A 13,000-nucleotide genomic window follows, 5' to 3' on the forward strand; every position below is an offset into this window, starting at 1 on the left:
GTGCGGCGCTGCCGTTAATGCATCATTACCCACAGCTTCGATGCGGTCTGTGGAGGGCGCTGGAAAACGCTTGCCGGCAAGCTTTTCAGGTGCTTGCGAAGGGCATCTGAAGCGTCGCCTTCGCAGCCCCATTAGAGCATGATCAGCACATACGGACCGACGCTAAGGCGAGTCCGAAGAGGTGGTCAAGGCGACTCAGCTGCCGCTGACGGGGTCAACGCGTGAGTCGCGAATCGGCCATGTGGATAGCGGGGTTCGCTGTTGATGGCGGCGGCGGGCGAGGTGCTCCGCAGCGCACCCTCAGCCGCAGCGCGGGTCAGAACTGTTTCACCAGCCTCAGATCGATGCCGTGGCTCGTGAAATCGTCGAAGGCGACAGTCGAGACATTGCGCGTGAAGCTGTAGGTCAGCTGGGGCGCCAATCCGTGAAAGGTGAAGTCGCGTTTCGTCACCGTCGCCAGCCCCTCGTAGCGGGTGTCTTCCTGAAGATCGAGGAAGGGCTGCGGCTCCTCATAGGTGCGGCGGGCGACGGTCCCTTGCGCGTAGAGCGTGATGCCGAACGGCAGTTCGGTGTTGTAGCCAAGCCCGCCCGAATACTCGTCGAAGGAATAGAAATCCTGATCGGTACGCTCACCGGCAAGGCCGCCGATGAAGCGGACGAAGCGCGTCGAATCGATGAAATAGTCGTAGAAGCCGGAGACCTCGCCACGCCACCCGTCGCGATCGGCGAAGTCGATGTAATCCTGCTTGGCGACTTCGAGGCGCCCATAGACGCGCCCCTTCGTGCCGACGAAGCGGCTGCCTTCGAGCCGAAGACCGTATTCGCCCACCGTGTCTTCCAGATCGTTCAGGGTGCGTCCGGCGATCAGCGAGAAGGCGAGGCTGCCCCTGGCGAAGCGGCGCTCCAGCCCGACAGCGCCGTCGAGATCAAGGTCGGCACGTTCGATGGCGGGATAATACCGGCCGGTCGCAGCGAGCGAACCGATCACGGAGAGTTTCGGGGACAGAGGGTGGCGGAACAGCACCTCGCCGCCGACAAGCGTGCCGACCCCGGACTTGCGCTTCGATTCCTCGCCGACCTCGGCGCAGACGACCTCGCCGCCGGGCAGCGGGATCGGAACGCATTGGCGGTCCGTGCCGCTGTTGATGTTGCTGCTCGGCAGCAGCGACGCATAGGCGCGGAAGCGCACCGGGCGGCGGTCGTCGATCGCGCCGACCAGCGACTTCAGACCACCACCGACGCGGTCGTCGACGCCGGACGCGATCAGGAGTTCGGCCTGGTATTTCGCGGCGTCATCCTGCTTGGCGATGTACAGCGTCTGGGTCAGGTCGAGCCGGACGAAGGTGAAATCCGGCCGATCCGCAAGGATCGAGCGGAAGGTGGCAATGGCCGCCTCGTACTGGCCCTGCTGACGCTGGATCAGCCCTTCGACAAAGGCGACGCGATGGCGGTAGGTCGCATCGCCCGGGCCCCAGTCGGCGATCATCCTGCGAGCCGTCGCGTAATCCCCGGCCTTGATCAGGCTCCGGACGAGGATCATCAGCTGCTGCGCGTTCGTTACCACGACGCGCGGACCGCGTGCGTCGTCCGTCGCCGCCGAAATCGGCGCGGTGGCGGTGTGACCGCCGGGCTTCGCCTCACTTGTTTGGTGCGGCTGGGCAAGCGCACCCGACGGCACGGCCGTGATGGCGCAGCCGAACCCCATCACCACTGCCGCAAGAAGAGCCGGCTGGCGCCACATCATGCAGAATACTCGAAGGTTACCGAACACGCGGCCGCGGAGCGCAGGGACGTCTCCGCCAGTCCTGCATGGGCGCTATGGCCTGCGGAACCGGCGAAGATGCCCGCCTGGAAGTGTCAGCGGCGTGTCGCCGTCGCTGTCGCTGCGCTGCCGGAGAACGAGCCGATGATGTTCACGCGCTCGCCAGTTGCGCCGTCAGGGACGACAGTCCGTCCGCTGCCGGCGAAGACGCCGATCACCCCTTCCGCATCGCGGCCGAAGAACGAGCCGACGCCGGCGCCGATGCTGTCGGCATTGGGATCGATGGTCGCGACTTCACTGCCGCCATTGTGCAGACGGATATTGGTGATGTCGAAGTCCGAGGTTCCGGCTTCCGAGAGTTCGCCATTGAAGGTCATCTCGTCCGCAGCCAGGCCGGTGCGTCCGGACGTGTCCACGATGTTGCCGTCGATCGCGCTGCCGCTGCCGGCGAAGTTCACATCCATGCCCATCCGCCCGAAAATGCTGACCTCCTGAGAGCCCATCGCGCCGGTGACCTGGCCCGAGCCGACATAGGTCGCGGTGTGATTGTTCGCCTTCAGGCGCGCCATGGTGTCGTCGGTCGAGCGCGTGCCGGCATAGGAGTAGGCAAACTCCGTCTGCTGCTCATTGGTCGGATTGTATTCGGAATAGACGAGGAAAGTGTCGTCGACGCCGTCAGCAACATTCACGCGACTGACCAAGGCGCGTCCGCCATTCGGCAGCGCGTAGAAGCGACCTTCGCTGGAGCCGTCATTGGTGCCGGTGAACGAGGAGACGAGACCCGGCGACGTGAGAGACAGCTCGGTACGATCCGCGTTCTCGGTAATCGTCGTATCGGCAACGCCGCTCAGGACGGCAGGGTCCGACAGGTCGCCATCGCCGCTGCCGGAGTCCCGCGTGACCAAATAGGCTGTCCGTGCGTTTGTCGGATTGCTATCGTCGAAGCCCTGGACGCCGCCTGATGGACAGCCGGCAAGCGGCAGCAGCCCCGCAGTGAGCAGAGCGGCACGGCCAAGTATACTGATGCGCATGGTCATACGTGTGCGAGCCCCCCAGCTCCATTGGGCACTGGCGGACATCGCTAGCACCTGATCTTCGGCCTCTTGTTCAGGCCGTGCGATCATTGAGCGTAAGGTGCCGCAGGGGCGAGTCAACTATTCATGGAGCAGTTCTAATCAAGGCGATCATGCTGTGGCCATGACGCAACGGAATCAAAGTACGTCGGCGGCGCTGACTTTGACTTAGGTCAGCGCCGCGTGTTGGCGGCTGCCGTTCACACCACACCGATGCGGACATTCAGGCCATGCCGGGTGGCGTGCGAGTAGGGACAGACGACATGAGCTGCGGCGATGAGATCATCGACCGTTTCACGGTCGAGATCGGGGACGTGAGCGGCCAGCGCGACGTCAAGCCCGAACCCCTCGCCATCGTCGCGCGGGCCGATGCCGACTGTGGCAGTCACCGTTGCGTCATCGGGGATGCGGATCTTCCGCTTGCCGGCGACGAACTTCAGGGCACCGAGGAAGCAGGCGGCGTAGCCTGCCGCAAACAGCTGTTCGGGGTTGTTGCCCGGGCCGCCCGGTCCGCCAAGTTCCTTAGGGGTCGTGAGATCCACCCCGAAGGTTCCGTCCTTCGTGGCTGCGATACCCGTGCGTCCGCCCGTAGCGACCGCTTCGGTGCTGTAGAGAATTTTCATCGTCAACTCCTACATCTAAAAGGTATGCCGCGATATCGTTTATCGCGATAACCGTCCCTAACGGGAAAGCTGACTGATGTCGAGAAAGTTTTCGCGCGATCGATTGTTGTGATAGGGAGTTGGTGAATGTCGCCTCTAAGGACCATAGGCTATGGCAAGTACGGCCAAGCAGCTGCGCCTCGATGATCAGCTCTGCTACGGCATTTATTCGCTGTCGCTGGCGATCAACCGCGCCTACAAGCCGCTGCTCGACCGCCTCGGCATCACCTATCCCCAATATCTGGTGCTGATGGCGCTGTGGGAGACGGATAGTCAGACGGTCGGAGCCATCGGCGAGCGCCTGATGCTGGAGTCCAGCACGCTGACGCCGCTCCTGAAGCGGTTGGAAGCCGCGGGTCTTGTCGAGCGGCGGCGCAACCCGGCTGACGAGCGCCAGGTCATTGTTGCCCTGACGTCATCGGGACGGGCGCTCGAAGCGGAAGCCGATTGTCTGCCGAAGGCTCTTCTTGCCGCGTCCGGCAAGGCCATCCCGACCCTTATGGACCTCAATCGCGAGGTGCGGCTGCTGCGCGATGCGATCGTCGCCGCAGAGCCGGAGGCCTGAAAAAGAGCGCGACGATGTCGCTGGCCGGGCGGGGGGAATCGCGCCGGTGTAACGGCTGCCTCAGCCCTGCGTGCCCTTGGCGATCGGCGCCTGGAAGGTCAGGCCGAGATCCCAGGGGAAGAAGATCCAGGTGTCCTGCGACACTTCGGTGATGAAGGTGTCGACCAGCGGACGGCCCTTCGGCTTGGCATAGACGGTCGCGAAATGCGCCCTCGGCAGCATCGCCCGCACGAGGCCAGCGGTCTTGCCGGTGTCGGTGAGATCGTCGACGATGAGGATGCCATCGCCTTCACCTTCCAGAAGGCTCGGCGTCACCTCCTTCAGCACCTGCAGTTCACCCTGCTCGTTGTATTCGTGATAGGAGGCGATGCAGACGGTTTCGATCATCCGCGTGCCGAGCTCGCGGGCGATGATGGCCGCCGGAACGAGGCCGCCGCGGGTGATGCAGACGATGGCCTTCCAATCCGGGCGGATACCGGCCAGGCGCCAGGCAAGCGCCCGCGCGTCCCGGTGGAACTGGTCCCATGACACCGGAAAGGATTTTTCGACCATCGACATCGTCGGCTCTCCCGCTTCTTCTATCAGAGCGGTCTGGTAGACCGCAGCCCTTCCGGGAGCAAGCGCGAGCAGCTCCGAGCGACGGCGATGTCGGCAGCGTCCGGGCTGGTTCGTGTGACGATGACGTAACTGGGGTGGTGAACACTGCGTAGCACTGGGGCCAACCCTTCACGGTGGCGGCCAGGGTGAATGGTTGCTACTCCAAACCGTCGATCATCATAAGGACCATCCTCGATGCAGCTCAACACCTGGCAGCCGCGCGTGCTTTCCGTGCTGCGCATCGTCAGCGCGCTTCTCTTCCTGCAGCATGGCACGCAGAAGATCCTTGGTTTTCCAGCGTCCGAGAGGGGGATGCCGGAGCTGATGTCGCTGGCAGGGGCTGCGGGGCTGATCGAGTTGATCGGTGGCGCGCTCCTGCTCATCGGCCTGTTCTCGCGTCCGGCCGCCTTCATCATGTCCGGCCAGATGGCGGTCGCCTACTGGATGGCGCATGCGCCGAGCAGCCCGTTCCCGATCATCAACCAGGGGGACTCGGCCATCCTCTACTGCTTCGTTTTCCTCTACATCGTTTTCGCAGGCCCCGGCCCGTGGAGCGTCGATGCCGCGCGCGGTCGAGCCTGATCGCTCCAGCGGTCAGACCTGAGTCTATCGGCGGCGGCTTAGCCCGCCGCCGCTACGAACGCGCAGCGAGCGCTGCAAGCATCGCCTCGACATCCCGAGCTGCGGCGGCCAAGGCTGCCTCGTCGCGTGAACGCAGCACCAGTTCGGTGGAATAGCGCTCGCGCTGGAAGCTCGGATAGGAGCCGATCGACACCGCCGGATGTCGGGACTGGATCGCGGCCAGCGGGTCACCGATGTCGCCTTCGCCGAACGGGCAGGGGATGCTGACGCTGGAGATCGCCTGTCCCGCCGGCAGATCCGGCAGCACGTTCTGCAGCATCGCCTGGAAGATCGCCGGCACGCCGGCCATGACGAAGACGTTGTCGATCCGGAAGCCCGGCGCGACGGATACCGGATTGTCGATGAGGCTGGCGCCTTGCGGAGTTCGTGTCATCCGCCGGCGCGCCGGCGTGAACTCCAGACCGCGCTGTTCGTAATGCGCCGACAGCAGCGCCACGGCTTGCGGATGCTCGGAGATGGGCAGGCCGAACGCCGCCGCGACGGCATCGGCGGTGATGTCGTCATGGGTCGGCCCGATCCCACCCGATGTGAAGACGAGATCGTAGCTGCGGCGCAGCGTGTTGAGCGTATCGGCGATCATCTGCGGCTCGTCGCCGACGATCCGCACCTCCTTCAGATCGATGCCGCAGGCGGTCAGCGTCTCCGCCAGGACCCCGATGTTCTTGTCCTTGGTGCGGCCGGAGAGAAGCTCGTCACCGATGGCCAGCATCGCGGCGGTTGCGGAAGGGGCAGCGGACATGACGTCACCAACTTGATTCGATCTGACAAGGAAAGGCGGCAGCACGCGGCAAAAGCAAGCGTTCTCCCCGCATGGACAGTGCGTCGCACCGCCACGATCAGGCGTTGAGCCGCTGACTGGGCTATGTCAGCTCTGAGGTTCGCCGAAGGGGCGGATGATCGCAAACAAGGAGATGATCGCGATGGCAAAGGTCCTGGTGCTCTATTATTCCAGCTACGGCCATATCGAGACGATGGCGAAGGCGGTAGCGGAAGGTGCGACGAGCGCTGGCGCCAGCGTCGACATCAAGCGCGTGCCCGAAACGGCGCCGGCCGAGGTGGTCGCTGCGGCACACTTCAAGACCGATCACGACTTCCCGGAGGCCCAGCCGGACGATCTCGCCGATTATGATGCGATCATCGTCGGCGTGCCGACCCGCTACGGCAACATGTCCTCGCAGATGCAGTCCTTCTGGGATCGCACCGGCCCGCTGTGGGCGCGCGGCGCGCTGGTGGGTAAGGTCGGCGGTGCCTTCGCGTCCTCGGCGACGCAGCACGGCGGCAACGAGGCGACGTTGTTCTCGGTGCACAAGGTGCTGATGCACCACGGCCTGATGGTTGTCGGGCTGCCTTATGCCTTCCAGGGCCAGATGCGGAACGACGAGATCGTCGGTGGTTCGCCCTATGGTGCGACGACGATCGCCGGCGGCGACGGCTCGCGCATGCCGAGCGCGACGGAGCTCGATGGCGCGCGCTTCCAGGGCCGCCACATCGCCGAAATCGCGGCAAAGCTCACGGCCTGATTGCCCAAGGGACGTCCTGGCAGTGCGGCTCGAAGGCCGCGCTGTCAGCGTTACGGTGACTTCAGGTGGCGTGGCGGTGAGGACGGGTCAGACAGCCACGAGACGGACGTTGCCGGCCGCCATCTGCGGACCGTCCAACTCCAGATCATGGTCGAGCGCGAGCCGCATCGCTTCGAGCGCAGCGTTCTGCTTCTTCAAGCGCGAGATCAGGCCAAGCGGGCTTGGCGCATCGGCGAACTCGATGAGAACGCCCTCAATCGGGGCCTGATCGTCACGGAAATCATCGGTGCACGGGCGCATCAGCGTTCTTCCTCGCAAGAACAAAGGCCGCTAAGGAATTGTTTAGCATTTCGTGACCGCGGAGACCATACGCTCTCGCTTCCGCGGCGCTCTTTATTCACGTCGTGAGACCGGATTCGCGTTCACTCACAAGTAGATGAAGTCCTTTGCACTATCGATCGCTTAGCCTGAACGCAGCCTGAACGGCCTCGTCCGGATTGCGCGACTCGGGGCGGTGCTGGCAAGATCAGACAGGCGCTTGAGACAGGCGCAGGCTTTGCGGGCGTGGCGAAATGGTAGACGCAAGGGACTTAAAATCCCTCGGGCCTCGTCCCGTGCGGGTTCGAGTCCCGCCGCCCGCACCAATCGTCATCCCGGCAGCCGATATCGGCGACCGTCGCGGTCCCGGAGCCGGGTCACGCGTGGCATGAGAGGATCCGCCTGAGCATGCCGGTTAAGCCTGTCGAACGCTTCGAGGATGTCGCGCCGCAGCTGGTCGACGTCGCCATGGGCAGGGCGCCCGCGGACCTCGTCATCCGCAATGCGCGCTGGGTGAACGTCCATTCCGGAGAGATCGTCCCGGCAACAGACATCGCTGTCGCGGCGGGGCGTTTCGCCTATTGCGGCGCTGATGCCAGCCACGCCATCGGTCCGGCAACCGAGATCGTCGATGCCGCCGGCCGCTACGTCGTGCCGGGGCTCTGCGACGCTCACATGCATGTCGAGAGCGGCATGGTAACGGTGACGGAGTTCTGCCGGGCCGTGATCCCGCACGGCACGACGTCGATGTTCATCGATCCGCACGAGATCGCCAACGTTCTCGGTCTCGACGGCGTCAAGCTGATGCATGACGAAGCGTTGGCGCAGCCGGTCAATGTCTGGGTGCAGATGCCCTCCTGTGTTCCCTCTGCGCCGGGGCTGGAGGAGGGCGGCGCCGTTCTGGGACCGGCCGAGGTTGCGCAAGCGATGGGTTGGCCGGGCATCATCGGGCTTGGCGAAGTCATGAACTTCCCGGGCGTCGTGGCCAATGATCCGACCATGGTCGGCGAGATCGCCGCGACGCGCCGTGCCGGCAAGACGATCGGCGGCCACTATGCCTCGCGCGACCTCGGCCGCGCCTTCCACGCCTATGTCGCGGGCGGACCGGAAGACGATCACGAAGGCACCCGCATGGAGGATGCGGTCGCGCGGGTGCGCCAGGGCATGAAGGCCATGCTGCGCCTCGGCTCCGCCTGGTACGATGTCGCCGAGCAGGTCAAGGCGATCACCGAGGCGGGGCTCGACTCGCGCCACTTCATCCTCTGCACCGATGACTGCCACTCCGGCACACTGGTGCGCGACGGCCATATGGATCGCGTCGTGCGGCATGCGATCAGCCTGGGACTGAAGCCGATCACGGCGATCCAGATGGCGACGATCAACACCGCCGAACATTTCAAGCTGGAGCGCGAGATCGGATCGGTCACGCCGGGACGCCGGGCCGACTTCCTCCTCGTCTCGGACCTGCCGACGCTCATTATCGACGCCGTCTATGCGCGCGGCATGCGGCTCGCAGAGGGTGGGCAACTGACGGCCGATCTGCCGGCCTATCCTTATCCCGACACGGCCAAGCAGACCGTGCGGCTCGGCCATAGGCTTTCGGCGACGGACTTCGCCGTCCGGGCGCCGGGCGATGCCGGCGCGACGGTCACGGCCCGCGTGATCGGCGTCGTCGAGAACCAGGCGCCGACGCGGTCGCTGACGGCCGACTTGCCCGTCCTTGACGGGCTGGTCGGGATCGACATGGAGGCGGATGTCTGCCGCATCGCCCTCGTCGAGCGTCATCGCGCCAGCGGCGCCATCGTCAACGGCTTTGTCTCCGGCTTCGGTTACCGGGGCGCCTGCGCCATGGCGTCGACGGTGGCGCATGATTCGCACCACATGATCGTCGTCGGCACCAGCGAGGCCGAGATGGCGCAGGCGGCCAACCGGCTCGGCGAGATCGGCGGCGGCGTGATCTTCATCCAGGATGGCGCGGAGCGGGCTCTGATCGAGATGCCGATCGCCGGCCTTATGTCAGACGAGCGGGCGGAGATCGTCGCAGCGAAGGCCGACCGCCTCATCGAGGCGATGCGCGAGGCCGGCTGCCGGCTCAACAACGCCTATATGCAGCACTCGCTGCTGGCCCTCGTGGTGATCCCGAGTCTCAGGATATCCGACAAGGGCATCGTCGACGTCGAGCGCTTCGAACTGGTCGATCTGCTCGTCTGAGGCAAGCGGGACTGAGGAGGATGCCGGGGTCGATAATCTCGGCCGCTCGTTCCGCTTTACAATCAACGGCAGATGGACAATGGCTGTCCTTAACGACAACCGGTGAAGAGAAGGGGGCGTGCGATGGCAGTCAAGGCATCGATCGGCGGAGCCACGTCCCTGATTATCGGCGCCGGCGCGCTCTAGCCGCCGCTGCCCCCAAAGCAGCCGCCAAGCTCTGGCGCGTCCGGCAGGCCGTCTCCCGCATTCGCGGGCCGCGGCACTCGCCTTGAGCCGGCATCACGGCTCCGCATCTTCCGGGACGACGCCGAGGCGCGTCCAAATCGCAAGACATCATCCATGACATCAGACACGTTCCACACCCGCGTCGCATACGCGGAAAACGCGCTGCGCCAGCTCTTCGACGCAACGCCGCTGCAGCTCAACGAGCACCTGTCGGCGCGCTACGGCGCCCGCATCTTCCTGAAGCGCGAAGACCTGACGCCGGTGCGCTCATACAAGATCCGCGGCGCCTTCAACTTCATGCGCAAACGCATCGAGGAAGGCGCGGCGACGCGCGAATTCGTCTGCGCCTCTGCCGGCAATCATGCGCAAGGCTTTGCCTTCGCCTGCCGGCATTTCGGCCTCAAGGGCCGCGTCTTCATGCCGGTGACGACACCGCAGCAGAAGATCGACAAGACGCGGATCTTCGGGGGCAGCGCGGTGGAGATCGAGCTGACCGGGGACTTCTTCGACGACTGCTATGCCGCCGCCAAGGCCTACGCCCAGTCCAGCGGCGCGGCCATGGTGCCGCCCTTCGATCATGAGGACATCATCGAGGGGCAGGCGAGCGTCGCACGCGAAATCGTAGCGCAGCTCGGCGGCAGCGCGCCGGACATGGTGGTGATGCCGGTCGGCGGCGGCGGCTTGTCCTCCGGCATAGCACGCTTCTTCGGCGGAGGCGATGATGCGCCTACACTTCGGTTCGTCGAGCCGGCAGGAGCACCGAGCCTGCACACCAGCCTCACCGCCGGCCAGCTGGTTCGCCTGCCGCAGCTCGACGGATTCGTGGACGGCGCGGCGGTGGCCGAGATCGGCGCGATCCCCTTCGAGACTCTGCGCCGGTTCCGCCCGAACGATGTCGTCCTGGTTCCCGAGGGCCGGCTGTGCCAGACCATGCTGGAAATGCTGAACATCGAGGGCATTGTCGTGGAGCCGGCGGGCGCGCTGGCCCTCGACGCGTTGAAGGACATCCAAGACGAGATCGCCGGCAAGACGGTGGTCTGCGTCGTCTCCGGCGGCAACTTCGACTTTGAACGCCTGCCGGACGTGAAGGAGCGGGCCCTGCGTGCCGAGGGGCTGAAGAAGTACTTCATCCTACGCCTGCCGCAGCGCCCGGGCGCCCTTCGTGACTTTCTCCATCTGCTGGGGCCGGACGACGACGTCGCTCGCTTCGAATATCTGAAGAAGTCCGCACGCGACTTCGGCTCGATCCTGCTCGGCCTCGAAACAAAACATCCCGAAGCGTTCCCGGCACTCTACGAGCGTCTCGACGCCGCCGGCTTTGTGTATCAGGACATCACCGACAACCGCATCATGGCCGATCTGTTGATCTGAGGCAGGATCTGCCGGCCGCCTTTCGAAAATCGAAGCGCGCCCGTGAGAGGGGTCGGCCATGCCGCCCGCTCGCCGGAGACCTACCTGGACGGGCAGGGCGTTCAATCCTCTTCAGGGCGTACCGGCAGCCGGCAGTGTCTTGACCCAGGCGACGATTCGCTCGGCGACGGCGTCGGTGGTGGCGGGCGAGAGGATGTCGCCGGCCAGGATGTGCTTGGAGGGGTCGCCGCTCCCGGTGATCGCCTCCGCCTCATGCGCCGCCGGCCAGCGCTCGATGAAGGCGCGCGTGGCCGCGGGATCGACCAGCTGGTCGTCCGGTGAGTACAGGAACAGCGCGGGCAGCCTGATCTGAGACAGGTCAGCCTCACGGGTCGCCCGCATCAGCCGCGCCAGCGGCACGGTGGCGGCGGTCGGGAAGCGCAGCGTCCACACCGCTTCGGCCGTGGCGCCCGAGGATTGGAACGCCGACTGCGGCTGCCACCAGGCGACGATCTTGCGCGCCTCCGGCAGGTCGAGGAGCGCCGACCGCCAGTCCGCGAGCCGCAGGGCCGGGGACAGCGCGACGAGGCCCACCGTGCCGTCGGTGACGCCCGGGATCGTCGCCCCATAGGCCGACAACGTCGCGCCCATTGAGGAGCCGATGATGATGACGTTGGTGCCGATCGCGCGGCCGATCGCGACCGCCTCCGCCAGATCGTTGATCCAGTCGTTGACGAAAGCCTGCTCCAGCGCGGCACCATCGCGGCCATGGCCTTCCAGGCGCGTATAGAAGAGGTTGGCGCCGAGCGCGGCGGCGACCTTGTCGGCGAGTGGCCGCATCTCGCCCTTGGAAGCTGCAAAGCCGTGGATGTAGACGATCGCCAGCGGCGTCTTGGCACGCGATTTCGGATAGGCCCAGACGATCTCCTTGGCAGCCTCCGGCCGCAGGTTCGGCACGTTCGCCTCCTGCCGGGCGAGATAGAGGTCCGGATCGCCGCCGATCGCCGACGGATCGAAGCGCATCGTCCGGTCCAGCGGCTCGCGCGGCGCGGCGATGAAGGCGACGGCCAACATCACGGCGACGAAGGCGACGATCGCCGCAAGGACGTTGAGGATGCGCATCTCAGCCGCTCACCTCAACGACGCGCTTGATCAGCGCACCGGTCATGAGGTCGAGATGGGCGCCGCCGCCATTCTTGAAGACGGTGATCGTCTGCGCGTCGCTCCGTCCCGCACCGCCGTTGCAGAGATCGTAGAGGTCGCCCCGTACGTGGCCAGCGGTGATGATGCCCCGCGCGATCGGATCCTTCAGCTCCCCGATATGCTCGAGCGTCGTCTCGCGCGAGTCGACGAAGAGTTCCGCACCGGCGATCAGGGCGTCGTCGGCTTCGCGCATATCCGGGCGATAGGCGCCGATGAGGTCGATATGTGTGCCCGGCCGAACCCATTCGCCGCGCAGGAACGGCTCCGTCGCCATGGTGGCGCAGGCGACGATGTCGGCCTCGGCAACGGCCGCTGCCAGGTCGGACGTCGCAACGACGCTGAGATCGAGGCTCTCGCACTCCGTCGCCAAAGCCTCAGCCCGCGCCAGCGTGCGGTTCCAGAGAGTGATCCGCGCAAGGTCCGGCATCACCGCGCGGTAGGCGTCGATGAGTGAACGCGCCAGCGTGCCGGCGCCGCAGATCACCAGGTGCCGCGAATCCGGTCGCGCCAGCAGGCGGGCGCCGAGCGCGGAGTCGCCGGCGGTCTTCCATTTGGTGACGAGGATACCGTCGATCACCGCCTCCAGCGCGCCCGTTCGGGGATCGAAGAGCAGCATCGCGCCCTGCACAGAAGGTAGCGGTGGCTCTTGGCTGGCATTGGCAGGGAAGATCGTCACAGACTTCAGCGCCACGCCCAGACCCTCGATCCAGGCGCCGCGGCTGAGCAGCGAGTCCTGCTCGTGCCGCATCAAGAGGTCGCCGATCTTCGCCTTCGGCAGCCGGTGGCCGGCTTCGATCGCATCGACGACACTCTGCCAGTCGAGCAGCGGATCGGCGTCCTCGAAGCGGATGGTTCTCATGCAGGCGGAATCC

13 protein-coding genes and 1 tRNA gene are annotated in these 13,000 nt (G+C 65.6%); 6 read left to right on the forward strand and 8 right to left on the reverse strand.

Annotation, left to right across the window (positions count from 1 at the left end; genetic code table 11):
* Positions 1-316: 316 nt before the first annotated feature.
* The 3 genes from C0R46_RS03840 to C0R46_RS03850 form a co-directional block, all read right to left on the reverse strand.
* Positions 317-1,744, reverse strand: coding sequence for a surface lipoprotein assembly modifier (locus C0R46_RS03840; protein WP_102958226.1), 1,428 nt, complete (start codon positions 1,742-1,744; stop codon positions 317-319).
* Positions 1,745-1,857: 113 nt separating this feature from the next.
* Positions 1,858-2,667 carry a hypothetical protein gene (locus C0R46_RS03845; RefSeq protein WP_157944549.1) on the reverse strand — a complete coding sequence of 270 codons (810 nt, stop codon included), beginning with the start codon at positions 2,665-2,667 and terminating at the stop codon, positions 1,858-1,860.
* A 368-nt stretch (positions 2,668-3,035) separates the two neighbouring features.
* Positions 3,036-3,458, reverse strand: coding sequence for an organic hydroperoxide resistance protein (locus tag C0R46_RS03850; RefSeq protein WP_102958228.1), 423 nt, complete (start codon positions 3,456-3,458; stop codon positions 3,036-3,038).
* Positions 3,459-3,609: 151 nt separating this feature from the next.
* Here C0R46_RS03850 and C0R46_RS03855 point away from each other — a divergent pair, with 151 nt between their 5' ends.
* The gene (locus tag C0R46_RS03855; RefSeq protein ID WP_102958229.1) at positions 3,610-4,062 is read left to right on the forward strand and encodes a MarR family winged helix-turn-helix transcriptional regulator; all 453 of its coding nucleotides are present in this window, start codon (positions 3,610-3,612) and stop codon (positions 4,060-4,062) included.
* 60 nt (positions 4,063-4,122) lie between these two features.
* On the opposite strand, the gene gpt is transcribed toward C0R46_RS03855, so the two are convergent.
* Positions 4,123-4,620: a xanthine phosphoribosyltransferase gene (gene gpt / locus C0R46_RS03860; RefSeq protein ID WP_102958230.1), complete on the reverse strand. Its 498-nt coding sequence runs from the start codon at positions 4,618-4,620 to the stop codon at positions 4,123-4,125.
* A 234-nt stretch (positions 4,621-4,854) separates the two neighbouring features.
* Here gpt and C0R46_RS03865 point away from each other — a divergent pair, with 234 nt between their 5' ends.
* Complete coding sequence (locus C0R46_RS03865) at positions 4,855-5,241, forward strand: DoxX family protein (RefSeq protein ID WP_102958231.1); 387 nt, start codon at positions 4,855-4,857, stop codon at positions 5,239-5,241.
* A 52-nt stretch (positions 5,242-5,293) separates the two neighbouring features.
* On the opposite strand, the gene C0R46_RS03870 is transcribed toward C0R46_RS03865, so the two are convergent.
* Positions 5,294-6,040, reverse strand: coding sequence for a competence/damage-inducible protein A (locus C0R46_RS03870; RefSeq protein ID WP_245413397.1), 747 nt, complete (start codon positions 6,038-6,040; stop codon positions 5,294-5,296).
* A gap of 181 nt (positions 6,041-6,221) precedes the next feature.
* Here C0R46_RS03870 and wrbA point away from each other — a divergent pair, with 181 nt between their 5' ends.
* On the forward strand, positions 6,222-6,821 hold the full coding sequence (gene wrbA, locus C0R46_RS03875; RefSeq protein WP_102958602.1) for an NAD(P)H:quinone oxidoreductase: 600 nt from the start codon (positions 6,222-6,224) through the stop codon (positions 6,819-6,821).
* Positions 6,822-6,908: 87 nt separating this feature from the next.
* Here the strand turns inward: wrbA and C0R46_RS03880 are convergent, their stop codons facing one another.
* Positions 6,909-7,121 (reverse strand): hypothetical protein, encoded by a 213-nt coding sequence (locus C0R46_RS03880; protein WP_102958232.1) that lies wholly within the window; start codon positions 7,119-7,121, stop codon positions 6,909-6,911.
* 258 nt (positions 7,122-7,379) lie between these two features.
* On the opposite strand from C0R46_RS03880, the gene C0R46_RS03885 reads away from it, so the two are divergent.
* The 3 genes from C0R46_RS03885 (at position 7,380) to ilvA (ending at position 10,946) form a co-directional block, all read left to right on the forward strand.
* Positions 7,380-7,465, forward strand: a tRNA-Leu gene (locus C0R46_RS03885).
* Positions 7,466-7,547: 82 nt separating this feature from the next.
* The gene (gene ade / locus C0R46_RS03890; RefSeq protein ID WP_102958233.1) at positions 7,548-9,350 is read left to right on the forward strand and encodes an adenine deaminase; all 1,803 of its coding nucleotides are present in this window, start codon (positions 7,548-7,550) and stop codon (positions 9,348-9,350) included.
* A gap of 339 nt (positions 9,351-9,689) precedes the next feature.
* The gene (gene ilvA / locus C0R46_RS03895; RefSeq protein ID WP_102958234.1) at positions 9,690-10,946 is read left to right on the forward strand and encodes a threonine ammonia-lyase IlvA; all 1,257 of its coding nucleotides are present in this window, start codon (positions 9,690-9,692) and stop codon (positions 10,944-10,946) included.
* 111 nt (positions 10,947-11,057) lie between these two features.
* Here ilvA and C0R46_RS03900 read toward each other — a convergent pair whose 3' ends face one another.
* Together C0R46_RS03900 and C0R46_RS03905 are read right to left on the reverse strand one after the other, a co-directional pair.
* A complete protein-coding gene (locus C0R46_RS03900) occupies positions 11,058-12,047 on the reverse strand; it encodes an alpha/beta hydrolase (RefSeq protein WP_102958235.1) in 990 nt (329 codons plus the stop codon).
* Between the two features lies 1 nt (position 12,048).
* The gene (locus C0R46_RS03905; RefSeq protein ID WP_102958236.1) at positions 12,049-12,987 is read right to left on the reverse strand and encodes an ornithine cyclodeaminase family protein; all 939 of its coding nucleotides are present in this window, start codon (positions 12,985-12,987) and stop codon (positions 12,049-12,051) included.
* Positions 12,988-13,000: the final 13 nt, after the last annotated feature.

Origin of the sequence: Mangrovicella endophytica (assembly GCF_002893625.1) — a bacterium.
In the GTDB taxonomy this organism is placed as follows: domain Bacteria; phylum Pseudomonadota; class Alphaproteobacteria; order Rhizobiales; family Rhizobiaceae; genus Mangrovicella; species Mangrovicella endophytica.